Here is a 19,924-nt window from a genome sequence, read left to right on the forward strand (position 1 = left end):
TGCGGCTTGGCTCGCATCGTGACAAAACCCGCTGGTCGCCCCGGTTCGTGGCCCTGCCCGTCACGCGGGCCCCCGCAGCGCCTGCGCCAGCCGTTCAGCACAGGCCTGCGCCTGGGCACCATCACGCGCCTCCACCATGACACGAACCACGGGTTCGGTCCCACTCGGACGGATCAGGACGCGCCCGCTGTCGCCCAGTTCCGCTTCGACGGCCTCTGTGACCGCGGGCAGTTGCGGCGCGGCTTTCCAGTCCTGGCCGGATGACAGCCGCACGTTGACGAGCGTCTGCGGAAAAAGTCGCACCTCACCCATCAGCTCGGCCAACGTGCTGCCGCTCGCCACACAGGCGCGCAGCACCTGCAGTGCGGAGACCAGGCCATCACCCGTGCTGTGCCTATCGAGCGCCAACAGGTGCCCCGAGCCCTCGCCGCCCAAAATCCAGCCGCGCTGTGCCAGCTCTTCCAGGACATAACGGTCGCCCACCTTGGCGCGCACGAACTGGTAGTCCAGCCGCTTGAGCGCCAGTTCCACCGCCATGTTGGTCATCAGCGTGCCCACCACGCCATCGAGTTCCGGGCCGCGCTGGGTGCCTTTGGCGCGCAGGTGAGCCAGCCGATCGGCCGCCAGCAGGTAGAGCAATTCGTCGCCATTGAACAGGCGCCCAGTGCGATCGACCATCTGCAGCCGGTCGGCGTCGCCATCGAGCGCAATCCCATAGTCTGCGCCGTGCGCGAGGACGGCCTTGACCAAATTTTCAGGATGGGTCGCTCCGACACCATCGTTGATGTTCAAGCCATCCGGCGCGCAGCCAATGGCCACGACCTCAGCGCCCAGTTCATGGAACACCTTGGGTGCGATCTGATAGGCCGCGCCATGGGCCGCATCGATCACGAGCTTCAACCCGCGCAGCGACAACCAGTGGCTGAAAGTGCTCTTGCAGAACTCGATGTAGCGGCCCGCCGCATCGTCCAGTCGACGTGCTCGGCCCAGATGGTCGGAGTCGGCCCATTGCGGCTCCTCTGCCAACGCCGCTTCCACGTCCAACTCCCACTGGTCGGGCAGCTTGGTTCCGGCACTGCTGAAGAACTTGATGCCGTTGTCCCCAAAGGGGTTGTGGCTGGCACTGATCACCACACCCAGATGGGCTCGCTGGGCGCGAGTCAGGTAGGCCACGGCCGGTGTCGGCACCGGGCCCAGCAGCACCACGTCCGCACCGGCCGAGTTGAGGCCGGATTCGAGCGCACTTTCCAGCATGTACCCCGAGATGCGCGTGTCCTTGCCGATCAGCACGACCGGCCGGGACTGGCTGCGGCGCAACACACGCCCTACCGCGTGGCCCAGACGCAGCACGAAGTCTGGCGTGATCGGAGGCTGGCCTACCGTACCGCGAATGCCATCGGTTCCAAAGAATTTACGGCCCATGTGCTTATCCCTCTTGCGCAGGCAGCTATTGTTTTGATAGTTTTTGATCGATGTGGCGGATTATCCACTGCGCCGACCGGATGCACACCTACCGCCACATCAGCCAACTCTGATGCGCCTTGGTTTCAATTCGCCAAGACCAGCGCCCTCTGGCCTGCAGCCATGGCACGCCACACGCGCAGCGCCTGAACCGTCTCACGCACATCGTGCACGCGCACCACGCGTGCGCCACGCTCGACGGCCAGCACGGCGGCGGCCACGCTCGCGCCCGTACGGTCCGCGGGCGCTGGCGCCACGCCTTCGTTATCGGCGACCACCGCGCCAAGCGACGATTTGCGCGACCAGCCCACCAGCAGCGGGAAACCGGGCTGCATCAGCTCCGCCTGCCGCACCAGCAGGCTGAAGTTCTGCGCCACCGTCTTGCCAAAGCCAATGCCCGGATCGAACGCGATTCGAGCCTTTTGCACCCCCGCCCCTAGAAGACTCTGCGCCGCCAGCTCTAAAAAAAGGAGCACTTCGGGCACCACATCGCCTTCCATCGGCTGCAGTTGCATGGTCAGCGGATCGCCATGCATGTGCATCAGGCACACGCCACAGGCCGGGTGCGCCGTGACGACTTCGCGTGCGCTCGGACCGCCGTCCGCGCTGTGGCGGCGCAAGGCCCAGATGTCGTTGATGATGTCGGCGCCCAGTTCCAGCACCGCCGCCATGACCTCGGGCTTGGACGTGTCCACCGACACCGGCACGTTGAACTTGACCGCCTCGCGCACCACGGGCAGCACGCGGCGCAGTTCCTCGTCCACGGACACGCCCGCGCTGCCCGGGCGCGTGGATTCGCCGCCGATGTCCAGCATGTCGGCGCCGTCCTTCAGCAACTGTTCGCAATGCCGCAGCGCGCGCTGCGCGTCGTCAAACCGCCCACCGTCCGAGAACGAGTCCGGCGTCAGGTTGACGATGCCCATCACACGCGGCTCGCTCAGGTCCACATCGAATCGGGTGGTCTTCCAGTGCATGGTGAATCGGTCGGATACCAGAAATAAAAAAAGCGGGGCACACGGCCCCGCTCGTTCTGCGCGACGTAGGGCGCAGTTGGCGCTGCGCTCCTTCAGGCCGCGCTGGGCGATGGGTCGGCCGGCTTGGCTTCCGGCGACGGTCCGCCCGTACCACCCGACGAAGGCGTGCGCGGCGTGAAATCCTTGGGCGGACGCGGCGCGCGGCCGGCCATGATGTCGTCCAGCTGCTCGGCGTCGATGGTTTCCCATTCCAGCAGGGCCTTGGCCATGGCGTGCATCTTGTCCTGGTTGTCTTCGATCAGCTTGCGCGCCAGGGCGTACTGCTCGTCGATGATGCGGCGCACCTCGGCGTCGACCTTTTGCATGGTCGCGCCGCTGATGTTCGTGGTCTTGGTCACACTGCGGCCCAGGAACACTTCACCCTCGTTCTCGGCATAGACCATGGGGCCCATGGCTTCGCTCATGCCGTATTTCATGACCATGTCGCGCGCCAAGTTGGTGGCGCGTTCGAAGTCGTTGCTCGCGCCGGTGGTCATCTGATTCATGAACACTTCTTCGGCGATGCGGCCGCCGAACAGCATGCTGATTTGGTTCAGCATGTATTCCTTGTCGTAGCTGTAGCGGTCGTTTTCCGGCAGGCTCATGGTCACGCCCAGCGCACGGCCGCGCGGGATGATGGTGACTTTGTGCACCGGGTCGCACTTGGGCAGCAGCTTGCCGATCAGGGCGTGGCCGGACTCGTGGTAGGCCGTGTTGCGGCGCTCTTCCTCGGGCATGACCATGCTCTTGCGCTCCGGGCCCATGAAGATCTTGTCCTTGGCCTTCTCGAAATCCTGCATCTCGACCACACGCGCGTTGCGGCGTGCGGCCATCAGCGCAGCTTCGTTGCACAGGTTGGCCAAGTCGGCACCGCTCATGCCAGGCGTGCCGCGGGCGATGATGCTCGGGCTGACGTCCTGACCGATCGGGATCTTGCGCATGTGCACGTTCAGGATCTGCTCGCGGCCGCGGATGTCGGGCAGCGTCACGTAGACCTGACGGTCGAAGCGGCCGGGGCGCAGCAAGGCGGCGTCCAGGATGTCGGGGCGGTTGGTGGCGGCCACCACGATCACGCCAAGGTTGGTCTCAAAACCATCCATCTCGACCAGCATCTGGTTCAGCGTCTGCTCGCGCTCGTCGTTGCCACCGCCGAGGCCCGCGCCACGTTGGCGACCAACGGCGTCGATCTCGTCGATGAAGATGATGCAGGGCGCGTTCTTCTTGGCGTTTTCGAACATGTCGCGCACGCGGGCCGCGCCCACGCCAACGAACATTTCCACGAAGTCGGAGCCCGAAATGCTGAAGAACGGCACCTTGGCTTCGCCGGCGATCGACTTGGCCAGCAGCGTCTTGCCGGTGCCGGGCGGGCCAACCAGCAGCAGGCCGCGCGGGATGCGACCGCCCAGTTTCTGGAATTTCTGTGGGTCCTTCAGGAAGTCGACCACTTCCTTGACTTCTTCCTTGGCCTCGTCGCAGCCGGCCACGTCGGCAAACGTAACCTGGTTGTTGTTCTCATCGAGCATGCGGGCCTTGGACTTGCCGAAGCTGAATGCGCCGCCCTTGCCGCCGCCCTGCATCTGCCGCATGAAGTACACCCACACGCCAATCAAGAGCAGCATCGGACCCCAGCTGACCAGCAGGGTCATCAGCAGCGAGCCTTCCTCACGCGGTTTGACGTCAAACTTCACGCCATGCGCAATCAGATCGCCCACCAGCCCGCGGTCCAGGTAGGTGGCCTGCGTGCGCACGCGACGGTCGTCGTTCATCACGGCGACGATGTCGGTCCCGCCCTGGCCTTCCTGGATGGTGGCTTCCTTGACGCGGTTGTTGCGCACCTCGTCGAGGAATTCGGAATAGACCATGTGCTGCGCGCTCGCCAAGCGGCCGCCGTCGAACTGTTTGAACACAGTGAACAGCACCATCGCGATCACCATCCACACGGCAATCTTCGAGAACCATTGATTCTTCAAGGCGTACGCTCCAGTCAGCAAAATGCCGGCAATGCCGGGCACATGCGGGTGATTTTAGGCTTTTCAACCTCTTGCGGCCGCCTGACGGCAGCAGCGTCAGCATGGCAAGAACGGGTTTTTCGAGGGTTTTGGCGCTTTGGCGGCTTTGGGATGCCCCGTGTGGCCCCGCGCCGTTACTTCTGGTATCAAGCCCCGTTTGCCGTCCCGCGGGCGTGCTTCAGACCGATGCCCACCAAAAAGGTTTCCGACGATTTGTCGCGCGACGCTTTCGGCTTGATTGGTTTGACCACCTTGAAGGTCTCCTTGAACAGCTTGACCAGTTGGCTGTAGCCGCTGCCGTGGAACACCTTGACCACCAGCGCGCCGTCGGACTTGAGGTGGTTTTGCGAGAATTCCACCGCCAGTTCCACCAGATGGGCAATGCGCGCAGCGTCGCTCGACTCCACCCCCGACAGGTTGGGCGCCATGTCCGACACCACCACGTCGAGCGGCTGGCCGCCCACCGCGTCGGACAGCTGCGCCAGCACCGCGTCTTCACGAAAGTCGCCCTGCAGGAATTGCACGCCCTCGATCGGCTCCATCGGCAGGATGTCGAGCGCCACGATGGTGCCGTTCAGCGCGCCCACGGCCGCGCCCTCGGGCGACAGGCGACGGCGCACGTACTGGCTCCAGGCGCCGGGCGTGCTGCCCAGGTCCACCACGCGGTGGCCGGGTTGGATCAGTTTCAGCGTTTCGTCGATTTCCTTGAGCTTGTACGCCGCCCGCGCGCGGTAGCCTTCCTTTTGCGCCAGCTTGACGTACGGGTCGTTCAGGTGGTCGCTCAGCCAAGCCTTGTTGACCTTCTTGCTCTTGGTTTTTACCTTCATGCCCCGATTGTCGCCGCGCGCCGCCTTGCCCGCAGGGGATAATCGCGCCCATGCCGCAGATCGAACTCACCCCCATTGAACGCAAGGCCCACCGCGCCGAGGCGCACCACCTCGACCCCGTGGTCATGATCGGCGGCGACGGCCTGACGGACGCCGTGCGCAAGGAGACCGACCTTGCCCTCAACGCCCACGGCCTGATCAAGATCCGCGTGCTGGGCGACGACCGCGCCGCGCGCGACGCCATCTACCAGCAACTGGCCGACGAGCTGAACGCTGCGCCCGTCCAGCACATCGGCAAGCTGCTGGTGCTGTGGCGCCCCAAGCCCAAGAAGGAACGCGGCGCGCCCGACGAAGACCGCATGGCCGGCCCCAAGGACGTGAAGGTGCTGAAGTACAGCAAGCGCGGCGGCCAGCGGCCCGAAGTGCGCGTGGTGCGCGTGCTGGGCAACCAGCGCCTAACCACAGGCGGCAAGGTCAAACGCTCGGACCCCAAGCAGAAGTCGGTCAAGAAAGGCCGCAACGACTGATTCCCCGGCGTGGCGGCACGTCACGCCTTACTCCTGAATTTATAGCTGCCAGCGCATGTCTGATCTGCGTCAACGGCACATTTTGTGCATGAAATGGGGCACCAAGTACGGCCCCGACTACGTCAACCGCCTCTACGGCATGGTGCGCCGGCACCTCAGCGGCGACTTCAATTTCGTCTGCCTGACCGACGACGGCACCGGCGTCCGGCCCGAAGTACAGTGCCTGCCGATTCCGCCGCTCAACCTGAACCTGAAGCCCGGCCAGCGCGACGGCGCCTGGAAGAAGCTGACCACGTTTGAAGGCGATCTGCACGGCCTGCGCGGCACCGCGCTGTTCATGGACCTGGACGTGGTGGTGGTCGGCCCGCTGGACGACTTTTTCACCCAGCCGGGCAACTTCGTCATCATCCGCGACTACCCGCGCTTCTGGCGCTTTGGTGAACGCATCACCGGCAATTCGTCGGTCTACCGGTTCGAACTCGGCGCACACGCCGACGTGCTGGCGTACTTTCGCACCCACATGACGGAAGTGCAGCAAAAGTACCGCAACGAGCAGGACTTCCTCTCGCACTACCTGCACGGCCAGGGCAAGCTGAACTACTGGCCCACCGGCTGGTGCCCCAGCTTCAAGTACCACTGCATCCCCGCCTGGCCCAGCAACTACTGGAAGCCGCCTTTCGTGCCCGCCAACGCACGCATCGTCATCTTCCACGGCGAAGTCAACCCCCCCGACGCCCTGGCCGGCAAGCGCAACAAGCGCTTTGCGCATATTCAGCCGGCGCTGTGGGTGGCGGACGCCTGGAAGGGCTAGACAACTGTTGCGCTCGCCACACAGCTGGCGGGCGAATGCTTGAGCAAATCAAGACAGCCGCCGCCAAGCGACCGGCGGCCTCAGGGGCGTGGCCGACCTCTGCCTAAAATCGTACTAAGTACCGTTTATGACGGTTTCGTTACGTACTTTTTAGCCAGCAGGGAGATCTCAGCTTGAAAACCCGTCTTCTTGTCATGACACCGGTGCGCCGTGCCGCCTTGTTGACGCTTCTGGGCAGCTCCTTCGCCGCGGTGCCGGCGCTGGCCCAGACCTTCACTACAGCCGGCCCGCACGCCGCCTCAATCGACACCACGCAGTACAACGTGATGACCTTCGTGGTCAACGGCGGTGGCGGTGGCGGTGGCGGGAAGGACTCTGCCGTCGGGGGCGCAGGTGCCGCGGGCTCCAGCGTCAGCGGGCTGGTCCAGGTCGGCCCCCCGTATGCCACGGCCGACATCGTCGTCGGCGCCGGCGGCGGCTTTGGCGCCAATGACCCGCGCAGTCCGACCACCACGCCGACGAACGCCAGCATAGGCGCGGGTCAAGGCGGCCCTGGCGGCCTCAACGTCCAAAGTGGCGGCGGCGGTGCGGGCGGCGGCGCATCGGCCCTCAACATCGCGGGAAGCTCGGTTTGGGTGCGTGCGGGCGGCGGCGGCGGTGGCGGCGGCGGTTCCACCGGCGCTTTCATCACGCGAATCGGCTACACCGGCATCGGCATGGCGGGCAACGAAGCCTACAGTGGTCCGGTGGCTCCGCCGCCCAGCACCGCGGCGAACCCCGCCACCACTCTCGTGCCAGTGCCCGCGCTCGCTTCCGCAGCCGCCGCCTGTGCCGCGCCGGGCAACGGCGCGCCAGGCAATACCGACGCCGTCAACGGCGGCGGTGCTGGCGGTGCTGGCGGAACCTTCTCTGGCGCTGACCGCGGCGCTGCGATGGCTGCCCGGGACTCCTACTGGAATGCCGCTGGCGGCCTGACCGGGCCGTCCTGCGACCTGGGGCCTGTTGAGGGCGCGACCCTCAACCCTAACGGTGGCGGCGCCGGTGGCAAAGGCGCAAACGCAACGGCCGCGGCGGCTGGTACCGCGGGCCGCGTGACAGTTACCTTTTCCTTTGACGCGGCACGTGTGCCGACGGTGACCGGCGTCGATGGAACGGGGGCGGTCACGGTCGCGCCGCCTGCGACACTCCCGCCGTCGAATAGCCCCGTTTCCTACACGGTGACTTGCACGCCAACCGGCGGCGGGACGGCGCTGGTGGGCAACGGTGCGGCTCCCGGCCCCATCACGGTGTCGGGCATGGTCGCGGGTCAGGGCTACGACTGCACGGCCGTGGCCCAACTGCAGGACGACGCCACGGGCACGCCAAGCATCAGCACGCTGCCCAGCCCGCCTGTGGCCGTGATGCCGCCGATCACACCAGCCAGCCTGCCCGGCATCACCGCCACGCCGGGCGATACCACCGCGACGGTGACGCTGACGCCGCCGACCACCCTGCCGCTGGGCGCCACGGTGGTCAGCTACGACGTCACCTGCACCGGCCCGGGCGGCTACAGCCAAACGCAGACCGGTATCACCCCCGCGACGCCGACCACGGCCACGTTCAGCGGCATGACCAACGGCCAGACGTACAGCTGCACGACCACGGCCAACCTGTCGGGCACCTTCGGTACCGCCGGTCCGTCGCCCGCTGCCACCGTCGTGCCAAACGGCCCGATCGCGCCCGTCGCCGTGCCGACGCTGAACGAATGGATGCTGCTGCTGACCAGCGCCGCCGTCGCCGGCCTGGCGCTGCGCCGCCGCCGTTCGCGCGGCTGAGCGCGGGGATCACCCCAGGTCTCGGCAACGTCTGCGACCTGACCGCCAACAGGCGCCCTGGGGCGCCTGTTTTTTTGCGTGACCACCGGAGCGCACCCGCAACGGTCGACTACCGGAATTTCAAGGTTTTTCGGCCTCTGGCCCTAGAGCTATCTGCGCGGCCAGCTACGCTATTGGTAGCAATCTGGCACGTGCGACCCGTGCGCCGTGGCGCCGGCGCCCTGCCCCGCTAGCGCGCGGCGCCAGCCCCCACGCCCACCAGCGGACGCTCGAAGATGCGCGTCAGGATCGCCAGCGGGCTGGACTGCGGGTCGACTTCCTTGCCGGGCGGCAGGTACAGCGTCTGCTCCATCATGAACTGCCCGCTCATCACCGCGTGCGTGGCCTGGTCGGAATAGCAGACCCACAGGCAGCCGGGCGGGAACGGCATGGTGACCTGCGTGCCGTTCTTCTGGTAGGCCTCGTCAAACTTCATCAAATCGTGCAGTTGCAGCATGTAGTGGTCGTACTCGCTGCGCAGCGACTTGGTGGCTTTGACGGCGTTCAGCACCTTGGCCTGCCACAGGCTGTAGGGCTTGGCCTTGGGCAGAAACTGCCGCGCCACCGTCTCGAACGAATCGCCCACGCGCCACACCCGCGGCACGCCGGCCGGGTTGACGTTGGCGAACACGCGCAGCAGCCGTTCGCCATAGCTGGGGCGCGACGGGAAGGCATCGACGTGCATGCGCTGGTCGTCGGCGCGCACGGACTGCACCCGCGTTTCGACCTGCTTGGGGCGAAAGCTGGTCGGCGCCACGCGCAGCAGGCCGCGGTATTCGGGGAACAGCACGTCCACCAGCTGCAGCGCTTGCCCACGAAAGCGCCCCACCATGGCCGCCAGCTGCGCCTGGTCGGCCGCGCTGCCACCGGCGCCCTTCAGCACGCCGTCCGCGCCCAGGCTGACGTTGCGCGCCTTCTCGCTCAGCATGTCTTCGCGCAGCAGCGCACGCTCTTCGGGCAGCACCTGAAAGCCCAGGTGCGGGAAGAACAGCACCTTGCCGGCCTCGACCGCTGCCGTCCATTCGGCGTGCGGGCTGAGCTGCGCCATGTCCGACGCATCGGCTTCTACGATTGGTTCACTGTTCATGGCTTGCCTCGCGCGGTGGAGATGCCAGGCGCCACAGCACGGCGGCGGCGCACAGCCATTGCACAGCGTACATCAGCGTGCCGACGCTGTGCCACACGGCCAGGTTCTGGCGCAGCACGATGCGCGGCGCCACACCGTATTCGACGATCATCGCCATCAGCATGCCCAGCACTACCAAAATCGTAGCTGCCCGCGCAGATGCAGACTGCACCGCAGGCGCTTTTGGCTTCAAGGCGACGAGCAACACGATGCCGCAGGCCAGCGACACCCAGGTCTGCGCCGAAAACAGCCGCGCGGCCGTCTGGCCGGCCAGCGCCGCACTGGGCAGCAGGCGAAACAGCATCGGCACCGCCAGAAAGCCGATCGCACTGAGGCTCCCCCACCACAGGGCGGCGGCGAAGAGCGAGCAGCGCGCTTTCATGGGCGGGCTTTCAGACGTAGCTGACGGCGATGATTTCGTAGTGCTTCACGCCACCGGGCGCCTGCACTTCGGCGCTGTCGCCCTCGACCTTGCCGATCAGCGCACGCGCAATCGGGCTGCCGATGTTGATCAGGCCGTGCTTCAGGTCGGCCTCGTCCTCACCGACGATCTGGTAGGTCACCTTTTCGCCAGAGTCTTCCTCTTCCAGCTGCACGGTGGCGCCAAACACCACCTTGCCACCTGCGTCCAGCGAGGTGGGGTCAATGATCTGCGCGGCGGCCAGCTTGCCTTCGACTTCCTTGATGCGCCCTTCGATGAAGCCTTGACGGTCCTTGGCGGCGTCGTACTCGGCGTTCTCGCTCAAATCGCCCTGCGCGCGCGCTTCGGCGATGGCGTTGATGACTTCCGGGCGGTCCTTGGTCTTCAGGCGATGCAGCTCGGCCTTGAGCTTCTCGGCGCCGCGCGTCGTGATGGGAATGGTGGCCATTTGTCTCTAAGTCCAGATAAAAAATGCGAACACCGCCGAGCGTTGCCCCTCGGCGGTGTGTGTCTGACGACATTATGCCTCGGGCGGTCCCAAGGCTCCCGCACCCCGGCACAGGGTTGCTGCGCCAGATCAGGGAAAGCCGCGCCGGCAGGATCAGGCCAGCTGCGCGTGCATCTCCTGCACCGAGATCACGCCCAGCTTGTCCAGGAACTTCATGCCTTCCACCGCGGCTTCGGCGCCGGCGATGGTGGTGAAGGTGGTCAGGCGGCCCAGCAGCGCGCTGGTGCGGATCTGGCGCGAATCGGCGATGGCATTGCGGCGCTCTTCCACGGTGTTGATCACCATGACGATCTCGCCGTTCTTGATGGCATCGACGATGTGCGGGCGCCCTTCGGTCACCTTGTTGATGGTCTGTACCGGCACGCCCGCCGCCTCGATGGCTGCCGCCGTGCCGCGCGTGGCGACCAGGCCGAAGCCCATGGCGTGCAGGTCGCGCGCGATCTGCACCGCCTGCGGCTTATCGCTGTTCTTCACCGTCAGGAAAACCTTGCCGCTGGGCGTGCCGTCGGCCTTCAGCGGGCGCGGCAGGCGTTCGCCCGCACCCATCTGGGCCTTGACGTACGCCTCGCCGAAGGACTTACCGACGCCCATGACCTCGCCCGTGGACTTCATCTCGGGGCCCAGGATGGTGTCCACACCTGGGAATTTGACGAAGGGGAACACGGCCTCTTTCACGCTGAAGTACGGCGGTGTGACCTCGGCACCAATGCCTTGCGAATCCAGCGACTGGCCTGCCATGCAGCGCGCAGCCACCTTGGCAAGCTGAATGCCGGTGGCTTTGCTGACGAAGGGCACCGTGCGGCTGGCGCGCGGGTTGACTTCCAGCACGTAGATCACGTCTTGCTTGGTGCCGTCGTGCTGCGGCTTTTCCTGGATGGCGAACTGCACGTTCATCAGGCCGACCACGTTCAGGGCTTTGGCCATCGCGGCGGTCTGGCGCTTCAACTCATCGACCGTGGCTTGTTTGAGGTAGTACGGCGGCAGCGAGCAACCCGAGTCCCCCGAGTGCACGCCGGCCTGCTCGATGTGCTCCATCACGCCGCCAATGAACACGCGCTGGCCATCGCACAGCGCATCCACGTCGCATTCGATCGCGTCGTTCAGGAAGCGGTCGAGCAGCACCGGCGAGTCGTTGCTGACCTTGACTGCCTCGCGCATGTAGCGTTCGAGGTCGCGCTGCTCATGCACGATCTCCATGGCGCGGCCGCCCAGCACGTAGCTGGGACGCACCACCAAGGGGTAGCCCAGGGCGGCGGCTTTTTCCAGCGCCTCGGCCTCGGTGCGGGCGGTGGCGTTGGGCGGCTGGCGCAAGCCCAGGTCATTCAGCAGCTTCTGGAAGCGCTCGCGGTCTTCGGCCGCGTCGATCATGTCGGGGCTGGTGCCGATGATCGGCACGCCCTCGGCTTCCAGGCCCAGCGCCAGCTTCAGCGGGGTCTGGCCGCCGTACTGCACGATCACGCCGGTGGGCTTTTCCTTGTCGACGATCTCCAGCACGTCTTCCAGCGTCAGCGGCTCGAAGTACAGACGGTCGGACGTGTCGTAGTCGGTCGACACGGTTTCGGGGTTGCAGTTGACCATGATGGTCTCGTACCCGTCTTCGCGCATCGCCAGCGCGGCGTGCACGCAGCAGTAGTCGAATTCGATGCCCTGGCCGATCCGGTTGGGGCCACCGCCCAGCACCATGATCTTCTTCTTGTCGGTGGGCGCGGCCTCGCATTCGACCTCGTAGGTCGAATACATGTAGGCGGTGTTGGTGGCGAACTCGGCGGCGCAGGTGTCCACGCGCTTGTAAACCGGACGGACGTTCAGCGCGCGGCGGCGCTCGCGCACGGCCTTGTCGGTGGTCTTCAGCAGCTTGGCCAAGCGACGGTCCGAGAAGCCTTTGCGTTTGAGCGTGAGCAGCTCCTCTTTCGAGAGCGCTTCCAGCGCCTTCTCACCCAAGGCTTCGGTGTGCTTGTCCAGGTCCAGCTCGATCTTGATGATCTCTTCGATCTGCACCAGGAACCACTTGTCGATCTTGGTGATGGCGTGCACTTCGTCCAGCGACCATCCAGCGGCGAAAGCATCTCCCACGAACCAGATGCGGTCCGGCCCGGGTTCACCCAGCTCTTTTTCGAGCCATTCGCGGTCCTGGGTCTTCTCGTTCATACCGTCCACGCCCACTTCGAGGCCGCGCAGAGCTTTCTGGAACGATTCCTGGAAGGTGCGGCCGATGGCCATGACCTCGCCCACGCTCTTCATCTGCGTGGTCAGGCGGTCGTCGGCGGCGGGGAATTTCTCGAACGCGAAGCGCGGGATCTTGGTGACGACGTAGTCGATGCTCGGCTCGAAGCTGGCGGGCGTGGCGCCACCGGTAATGTCGTTGCGCAGTTCGTCCAGCGTGTAGCCAATGGCCAGCTTGGCCGCCACCTTGGCGATGGGAAAGCCCGTGGCCTTCGATGCCAGCGCAGACGAACGCGACACGCGCGGGTTCATCTCGATCACGATGACGCGGCCGTCCTTCGGGTTGACCGAGAACTGCACGTTGGAGCCGCCCGTGTCCACGCCGATCTCGCGCAGCACGGCGATGCTGGCGTTGCGCATGAGCTGGTATTCCTTGTCCGTCAGCGTCTGCGCCGGCGCCACGGTGATCGAGTCGCCCGTGTGTACGCCCATCGGGTCGAGGTTTTCGATCGAGCACACGATGATGCAGTTGTCGGCCTTGTCGCGCACCACCTCCATCTCGTACTCTTTCCAGCCGAGCAGCGATTCTTCGATCAGCAGCTCGTTGGTGGGCGAGGCTTCGAGGCCGCGCTTGCAGATGGTCTCGAACTCTTCGGGGTTGTAGGCGATACCGCCGCCCGTGCCGCCCAGCGTGAAGCTGGGGCGGATCACGGTGGGAAAGCCCACCTGCTTTTGCACGGCCCAGGCTTCGTCCATCGTGTGGGCGATGCCCGAGCGCGCCGAGCCCAGGCCGATCTTGGTCATGGCCTCCTTGAACTTCAGGCGGTCTTCGGCCTTGTCGATGGCCTCGGGCGTGGCGCCGATCAGCTCGACGTTGTACTTGGCCAGCACGCCGTTCTTCCACAGGTCCAGCGCGCAGTTCAGCGCGGTCTGGCCGCCCATGGTGGGCAGGATGGCGTCGGGGCGCTCCTTGGCAATGATCTTTTCGACCGTCTGCCAGGTGATGGGCTCGATGTAGGTGACGTCGGCGGTGGCCGGGTCGGTCATGATCGTGGCGGGGTTGCTGTTGATCAGGACGACCTTGTAGCCCTCTTCGCGCAGCGCCTTGCAGGCCTGCACGCCGGAATAGTCGAATTCACAGGCCTGGCCAATCACGATGGGGCCGGCGCCGATGATGAGGATGGTTTTCAGATCGGTACGTTTGGGCATGGCTTGGCGGTCAATACAAGAGCTTGACCGGGATATGGCAACGCAGGAAAGCGTTGGTCAGAAAATTGACGGTAAGTGCGCTGGCAATGTCCTTGCCGCGCTGACCAGCAGGCGCGGGCTCGCCGCCAGCCAGACGCGCCAAGCCCGTGGCCTCGCGCAGACTGGCATACCGCGGGTCGCGGGCAAACGCCGCCAACGCGCGCGTTTCCGCTGTCGTAGCAGGCGCACGGCCGCCTTCGATGGGCAGGCCCGCGCCTTCGCGCATGGCCTGACCGATCAGGCGAGCGGCGCCGTCTTCAAGAACTTCGAGATCAGCCGTAAGCGTGCCCCCATGGGCTTGCGCATAGTCGCGGGCCACCTGGCGCTGCGACGCACGCACTTCGGCTGGCGAAAGGGACTGGCGCATGCAGCTCAGCTGCGCGTCACTGACCAGGCGCGCCCTGTCGCCCAACGGCCAACGTGGGTCGCGCTCGGCCGAATGGCCCATCAATGCCGCTACGGGAAGCAACTCGACAAATGCATCGGCAAAGCGATCCTCTGGTGGTCTTTCCGCCGTCAATGGCAGGCGGGCGCAGCCCGCCAGTGCGGCCGCCAGCGCAGCCGCCATCCATGCCATCCAGCGCACCACCAGCGGGATCACGTCAGCGTCCCGGCCTTGTCGAACAGCGTGCCGGGCGAAACCTGGCAGCGCTCCATGGCGCTCAGCATAGGACCGACAAGCAGTGACTGGCCCAACCTCACGCCACGCTGGTGCGTCTGGGCGCGGCTACCACCGCTGGCGAGCTCGTCGATGCGCATTGCCTGACGCAGCTCGGTATGTTGAGTACCCTCGCCCAGTTCGTTAAAGGCACGCAACTGACCAGCCGAGAGCGATCGCATAACGCTGCCAGCATCGACTTTTCGGCCGGAAATGGCCTCGCCCATGCCAGCACGCATCAGCAGGCCCATGGCTTCGGCAGCCCCACTTTCCAGCACCTGGATCGACTCTTCGACCCGGTCAGGATAGCGACGCGCGAACGCGCGCGCGTCTGCGTGCTGGGTGGCCGACACCTTGTCGGCGGTCAACTCGCCACGCGTGCACGCCAGTTGCGTCGGTGTGTATCGGCCTGGGTATTTCTGGAAGGGCCACTGCGTGTCGCGCGCTGCAACCCGATCGACCATCCAGCCAACCGGCACCGCCTGCACGAACAGCGCCGCCAGCCGGTCGACGCGCGCCGTTGACGGGGCGGCCATGCCTGTTCCCATTGGCGCACAGCCTGCCAAGCCCGCGCCTGCCACGATGGCGGCCAAGCCCAGGCGCGTCAGGAAACCGCGCGCACCGCCGACCACCTGATTAGGCATGACGGTCCTCGTCCAGCTTGCGCAGTAGCGCCTGGACACGTTCGGCCGGCACGTTCTTCTGCATCAGCTGCAGCAGACCGTCGCCTTCGACCATGGGGCGCAGGACTTCGACTTCGGCGTCGTAGAACTTGACGTCCCAGGCGGCCAGTTCACCGTTGAATTCTTCGTCAGTCCAGGTCTTGCCCTTGGCCACGAAGGTGATCAGTGGCATGGCTTTGAGCTCCATGAACGATTTCTTGTACGGCTTTTGCGACCAGCGGTCGGCAAACCATTCCTTGTGCGGCGCCACCATGGTCATCATGCGCTTGGCGATGGCCTTTTCCAGCGTGCCTTGCGGAAAGCTGTAAAGCTTCATGCGGTGGTCACTCCCTTTTGTGTAGCTGCCTGCGCAGTACCAGCGCCGGCCTTCGCCATGTTTTCTATGAAACGGTCGAACAGGTAGCCAATGTCGTGCGGGCCGGGGGACGCTTCCGGGTGGCCCTGAAAGCAGAACGCCGGCTTGCCCTTGAATTCCAGGCCTTGCAGCGTGCCATCGAACAGGCTGACGTGCGTGGCGCGCAGCGTGTCAGGCAGCGAATCCAGCGCCACCGCAAACCCGTGGTTCTGGCTGGTGATGCTGACGCGGCCGCTGTCCAGGTCCTTCACGGGGTGGTTGGCGCCGTGGTGGCTGTTGGCCATCTTGAAGGTCTTGGCGCCGGCGGCCAGCGCCATGATCTGGTGGCCCAGGCAGATGCCGAAGACCGGCAGGCCGCTGTCGATCAGCGTGCGCGTTGCGGCGATGGCGTATTCGCACGGGCCCGGGTCGCCGGGGCCGTTGGACAAGAAGACGCCGTCCGGCTGCATCGCCAGCACCTCGGCCGCCGACGTTTGAGCGGGCACCACGGTCAGTGAGCAGCCGCGCTCGGCCAGCATGCGCAGAATGTTGTACTTCACGCCGAAGTCGTAGGCCACGACCTTGAAGCGCGGCGCAGCCTGCACGCTGTAGCCTTCGCCCAGTTGCCATTCGGCCTGGTCCCAGTTGTAGGGCGCGTGGGTGGTGACGACTTTGGCCAGGTCCAGCCCGTTCATCGGCGGCACGGCGCGCGCGGCGGTCAGGGCGGCGTCGATCTGCGCCTGCCCGGCGACTTCGCCCGCGGCCAGCGCCAGGATGGCGCCGTTTTGCGCGCCCTTGTCGCGCAGCAGGCGCGTCAGTTGGCGCGTGTCGATGCCGGCGATGGCGACGGCACCCGCGCGCTGCAGGTAGTCGCTGAGCGAGGCGTCGCTGCGGAAGTTGCTGGCCAGCAGGGGCAAATCGCGCACGATCAGGCCGGCGGCGTGGATCTTGGCCGCTTCAACGTCTTCGGCGTTGGTGCCGTAGTTACCGATGTGGGGATAGGTCAGCGTGACCAGCTGCTGGCAGTAGCTGGGGTCGGTCAGGATTTCCTGGTAACCGGTGATCGAGGTGTTGAACACCACTTCGCCGACCGTCTGGCCGGCGGCACCGATGGATTGACCGATGAAGACCGTGCCATCGGCAAGGGCCAGGATGGCGGCGGGATGTTTCCCGCTCAAGGTGGAAAGCACGGGGTACTCCGTTGTCTGACGGTCGCCCGCTCTTGCCTGGCCACGCGGCGCGCCGCGCGGCTCATCTCAGGTGGAAAAAGGCCTTGACTGCGGTCGGGCGACGCGGTTTCGAGAAAAGCTGCTGATTATAGCGTGCAGGTAGCCACCGCCACCGTCAAGCCAAGGCCTTAAACCCGGTTGGGCGTGGCGTTTTGCGCGGCGCTGGCGTGCAGGCAGATGGCCGCCGCCGCGGCGACGTTAAGCGACTCTTCACCCCCCGGCTGGGCGATGCGCACGCCGTGCGCCGCCCGCTCGGCCAAGGCCGAGCCCACGCCCTGCCCTTCGTGCCCCATGACCCAGGCGCACGGCCAGGGCAAGGCGGCGCGGTGCAGCCAATCGCCCTGATGCGAGCTGGTGACGACCAGCGGCACCTGCAGCGCGGCCAGGTCGCCCGGCGCCAGTCCCTCGACCAGGCGCAGGCCGAAGTGCGCCCCCATGCCGGCCCGCAGCACCTTGGGCGACCACAGGGCTGCCGTGCCTTTCAGCGCCAGCACCTGGCCAAAGCCGAACGCCCCGGCACTGCGCAGGATGGAGCCGACGTTGCCAGCGTCCTGCACGCGGTCCAGCACGACGCTGGGGGCATCTGGCGCCAGCGCGGGTGCTTCAGGCAGGCCCAGCACGAAGGCCAGCGGCGCGGGCGACTCCAGCCCACTGATGCCGGCCATCAACCCATCGGCAATTACTATGTTTTTTGGAGCTGCCTGCGCAATCTCCGCCTGCGCCAAAGGCCAATATGACTCAGAAAATACGGTCATCACCGGGCGCCAGCCGCGCGCCAGCGCAGCACGGCACAGGTGATCGCCCTCGACCCAGACGCGGCCCTGCTTGCGGTAGGCCGCGTTGTCCTGCGCCAAACGGCGCAAGTCCTTGACCAGCGCGTTGTCGCGCGACTGGATGAAGACCGGCCCGGCCTCGCTCACGGCGCGCGTTCCAAAGTGACGCGCGACACCACGCCCAACACTTGCGCCACGGGGGCGAAGCTGCGACGGTGGTGTTCACACGCGCCATGCTCGCGCAAGGCCGCCAGGTGGGCTGCGGTGCCGTAGCCCTTGTGCGCCGCAAACCCGTAGTGCGGCCAATCGGCATCGATCTGCGCGCACCATCGGTCGCGGTGCACCTTGGCCAGGATGGACGCGGCCGAGATTTCCGCCACCCGCGCGTCGCCGCCGACCACGGCTTCGGCCCGCATGGGCAGCACCGGCAAGCGGTTGCCATCCACGCGCACCAGCGTGGGCGCCAGGCGCAGGCCTTCGACCGCGCGGCGCATGGCCAGCAGCGTCGCCTGCAGGATGTTCAGCGCGTCGATCTCGGCCGTGCTGGCTTCGGCGATGGAGCAGCACAGCGCCTTCTCGCAGATCTCGGCAAACAGCTGTTCGCGCCGGCGCGCGGTCAACGCCTTGGAATCGGCCAGGCCGGCGATCGGCTGGCGCGGGTTCAGGATCACCGCGGCGGCGACCACCGGGCCGGCCAGCGGCCCACGGCCGGCTTCGTCCACGCCCGCGCACAGGCCGGGCGCAGACCAGTCCAGCGCGGTTTGTTCAGCGGTCAAGAAGCGTTTGGATCGCATCGGTGGCGAGTTGGGCGGTGGGGCGGCGCAGTTCTGCGTGCAGTTGTTCAAAGCGCGCCGTGGTGGCCGCCATTGTCTCAGGCGCGTCCAGCCAACCCAGCACCGCGGCCGCCAACGCGGCGGGCGTGGCCGCGTCCTGCACCAGCTCGGGCACGACGAAGGGCGCACCCGGCTTATCGGCCCATGCACGCGCCGACACGCCGACCGGGCGGTGCAGCCATTCGTTGGGCGCACACAGGATGTTGGGCAGGCCGACCCAGGGCAACTGGCGCTTGCGCCACATCAGGTGGTAGCTGAGCGCCGGCATGGCGTAGGCAATGACCATGGGCTTGTGAAAAAGCGCGGCCTCGAGGGTCGCGGTGCCGCTGGCGATCAGCGTGAGGTCGCACGCGGCCAGCGCGGCGTGCGACTGCCCTTCCACCACATGCGCGGCGCTGCCCAGGCCGCTGGCCGCGGCCAGCTGGCGCACCTGCGGCAACAGGTAAGGCACCGTTGGCACTATGAATTGTGTAGCTGGTTGCGCAGATTGCACTAGGGCTGCAGCCTGAAAGAACCTTGAACCCAGGTGCTCGACCTCGGCCCGGCGGCTGCCCGGCAGCAAGGCCACGACCGGGCCTTGTGCGTCGATGCCCAGGGCCGCGCGCGCTGCGACCGGGTCCGTCTGCATCGGGATCGCCTGCGCGAGCGGGTGGCCGACGTAGGTGGCGGCGATACCGGCGGCCTGCAGCAGTTCGGGCTCGAACGGGAACAGGCACAGCACGTGATCGGCGGCGCGCTGCAGCTTTTGCAGCTTCTCAGGCCGCCAGGCCCAGAACGATGGGCTGACGAAATGCAGAGTCTTGAGGCCGCCGGCTTTCAGCCGCGCTTCCAGGTCGAAGTTGAAGTCGGGCGCGTCGACACCGATGAACAGATCGGGCCGCTCGGCCAGCAGCCGATCGCCCAACTGGCGGCGCAGGCGCAGCAATTCGGGCAGGCGCGGCAGCACTTCCAGGTAGCCGCGCACCGACAGCTTTTCGACCGGCCACCACGCGTCAAAACCCTGCGCGGCCATGTGCGCGCCGCCGATGCCGGCGCTGCGCAGGCCCGGCCAGCGCTGGCGCAGCGCGGCCAACAAATGCCCGGCGAGCAGGTCGCCCGAGGCTTCGCCCGCGACCAGGGCGAAGCGCGGGGCCCTGCTCTGGAGCGGGGTCGTGGTCGGCAGGGTGTCGATGGCTTGCACGTCAGCGCACGCCCATACGCGCCTCGGCCAGCGCCGCCAGGGCGGCCTTCTGCTCGTCGTACATCGGTTGCGGCAACGCCATGCGCATCACCTGCCTCAGGTCGCGTGGGCTGGCTTGGGCGACGGCGAGACGGAAGATCCTGCAAGGGGTCTTTCTGCCAAGGCCGACAACATGTGGTGCATCTGGACGGACGCCTCTCGATGGAAATGTTGGCCGGTGCGATGGCGCTGAGCGATCAACACGCAGCAGCGGGCACCAGAATGCGC

The 19,924-nt window shown here is 66.4% G+C and carries 18 protein-coding genes; 3 read left to right on the forward strand and 15 right to left on the reverse strand.

The window, feature by feature from the left end:
• Positions 1-60 precede the first annotated feature (60 nt).
• From glmM to FVQ98_RS11050, 4 genes are all read right to left on the reverse strand, one after another.
• Positions 61-1,422, reverse strand: a complete 1,362-nt coding sequence (gene glmM, locus FVQ98_RS11035) for a phosphoglucosamine mutase (RefSeq protein ID WP_147913494.1) — start codon at positions 1,420-1,422, stop codon at positions 61-63.
• A 125-nt stretch (positions 1,423-1,547) separates the two neighbouring features.
• A complete protein-coding gene (gene folP, locus FVQ98_RS11040; protein ID WP_147913495.1) occupies positions 1,548-2,435 on the reverse strand; it encodes a dihydropteroate synthase in 888 nt (295 codons plus the stop codon).
• A gap of 92 nt (positions 2,436-2,527) precedes the next feature.
• Positions 2,528-4,444 (reverse strand): ATP-dependent zinc metalloprotease FtsH, encoded by a 1,917-nt coding sequence (gene ftsH, locus FVQ98_RS11045; protein WP_147913496.1) that lies wholly within the window; start codon positions 4,442-4,444, stop codon positions 2,528-2,530.
• 185 nt (positions 4,445-4,629) lie between these two features.
• Entirely contained in the window at positions 4,630-5,310 is a 681-nt protein-coding gene (locus FVQ98_RS11050) for an RlmE family RNA methyltransferase (protein WP_147913497.1), read from the reverse strand.
• A gap of 50 nt (positions 5,311-5,360) precedes the next feature.
• Here FVQ98_RS11050 and FVQ98_RS11055 point away from each other — a divergent pair, with 50 nt between their 5' ends.
• From FVQ98_RS11055 to FVQ98_RS11065, 3 genes are all read left to right on the forward strand, one after another.
• Complete coding sequence (locus FVQ98_RS11055; RefSeq protein WP_147913498.1) at positions 5,361-5,837, forward strand: YhbY family RNA-binding protein; 477 nt, start codon at positions 5,361-5,363, stop codon at positions 5,835-5,837.
• Positions 5,838-5,925: 88 nt separating this feature from the next.
• The gene (locus tag FVQ98_RS11060) at positions 5,926-6,648 is read left to right on the forward strand and encodes a glycosyltransferase (RefSeq protein ID WP_147913499.1); all 723 of its coding nucleotides are present in this window, start codon (positions 5,926-5,928) and stop codon (positions 6,646-6,648) included.
• A gap of 173 nt (positions 6,649-6,821) precedes the next feature.
• Positions 6,822-8,462, forward strand: coding sequence for an IPTL-CTERM sorting domain-containing protein (locus tag FVQ98_RS11065; protein WP_147913500.1), 1,641 nt, complete (start codon positions 6,822-6,824; stop codon positions 8,460-8,462).
• 229 nt (positions 8,463-8,691) lie between these two features.
• Here FVQ98_RS11065 and FVQ98_RS11070 read toward each other — a convergent pair whose 3' ends face one another.
• The 11 genes from FVQ98_RS11070 to lpxB all read right to left on the reverse strand — a co-directional run bounded on the left by FVQ98_RS11070 (position 8,692) and on the right by lpxB (position 19,648).
• The gene (locus tag FVQ98_RS11070; RefSeq protein ID WP_147913501.1) at positions 8,692-9,588 is read right to left on the reverse strand and encodes a Kdo hydroxylase family protein; all 897 of its coding nucleotides are present in this window, start codon (positions 9,586-9,588) and stop codon (positions 8,692-8,694) included.
• Complete coding sequence (locus FVQ98_RS11075) at positions 9,578-10,009, reverse strand: DUF4149 domain-containing protein (RefSeq protein WP_147913502.1); 432 nt, start codon at positions 10,007-10,009, stop codon at positions 9,578-9,580. Before FVQ98_RS11075 ends, FVQ98_RS11070 begins: the two co-directional genes overlap by 11 nt.
• Positions 10,010-10,019: 10 nt before the next feature.
• Positions 10,020-10,496 (reverse strand): transcription elongation factor GreA, encoded by a 477-nt coding sequence (gene greA / locus FVQ98_RS11080; protein WP_147913503.1) that lies wholly within the window; start codon positions 10,494-10,496, stop codon positions 10,020-10,022.
• Between the two features lie 153 nt (positions 10,497-10,649).
• Complete coding sequence (carB, locus tag FVQ98_RS11085) at positions 10,650-13,928, reverse strand: carbamoyl-phosphate synthase large subunit (protein WP_147913504.1); 3,279 nt, start codon at positions 13,926-13,928, stop codon at positions 10,650-10,652.
• 10 nt (positions 13,929-13,938) lie between these two features.
• Positions 13,939-14,568, reverse strand: a complete 630-nt coding sequence (locus tag FVQ98_RS11090; RefSeq protein WP_147913505.1) for a hypothetical protein — start codon at positions 14,566-14,568, stop codon at positions 13,939-13,941.
• Positions 14,565-15,269: a hypothetical protein gene (locus FVQ98_RS11095; protein WP_187265704.1), complete on the reverse strand. Its 705-nt coding sequence runs from the start codon at positions 15,267-15,269 to the stop codon at positions 14,565-14,567. Before FVQ98_RS11095 ends, FVQ98_RS11090 begins: the two co-directional genes overlap by 4 nt.
• Positions 15,262-15,624, reverse strand: a complete 363-nt coding sequence (locus tag FVQ98_RS11100; protein ID WP_147913507.1) for a hypothetical protein — start codon at positions 15,622-15,624, stop codon at positions 15,262-15,264. The genes FVQ98_RS11095 and FVQ98_RS11100 overlap by 8 nt, the downstream gene beginning before the upstream one ends.
• Positions 15,621-16,832 carry a glutamine-hydrolyzing carbamoyl-phosphate synthase small subunit gene (gene carA, locus FVQ98_RS11105; protein ID WP_147913508.1) on the reverse strand — a complete coding sequence of 404 codons (1,212 nt, stop codon included), beginning with the start codon at positions 16,830-16,832 and terminating at the stop codon, positions 15,621-15,623. Before carA ends, FVQ98_RS11100 begins: the two co-directional genes overlap by 4 nt.
• A 167-nt stretch (positions 16,833-16,999) precedes the next feature.
• Entirely contained in the window at positions 17,000-17,791 is a 792-nt protein-coding gene (locus tag FVQ98_RS11110; RefSeq protein WP_147913509.1) for a TrmH family RNA methyltransferase, read from the reverse strand.
• Positions 17,788-18,438 carry a ribonuclease HII gene (rnhB, locus tag FVQ98_RS11115; RefSeq protein WP_147913510.1) on the reverse strand — a complete coding sequence of 217 codons (651 nt, stop codon included), beginning with the start codon at positions 18,436-18,438 and terminating at the stop codon, positions 17,788-17,790. Before rnhB ends, FVQ98_RS11110 begins: the two co-directional genes overlap by 4 nt.
• On the reverse strand, positions 18,410-19,648 hold the full coding sequence (gene lpxB, locus FVQ98_RS11120; protein ID WP_255507738.1) for a lipid-A-disaccharide synthase: 1,239 nt from the start codon (positions 19,646-19,648) through the stop codon (positions 18,410-18,412). The genes rnhB and lpxB overlap by 29 nt, the downstream gene beginning before the upstream one ends.
• Positions 19,649-19,924 lie beyond the last annotated feature (276 nt).

Origin of the sequence: Ottowia flava, from assembly GCF_008017535.1 — a bacterium.
Classification (GTDB): Bacteria; Pseudomonadota; Gammaproteobacteria; order Burkholderiales; family Burkholderiaceae_C; genus Ottowia; species Ottowia flava.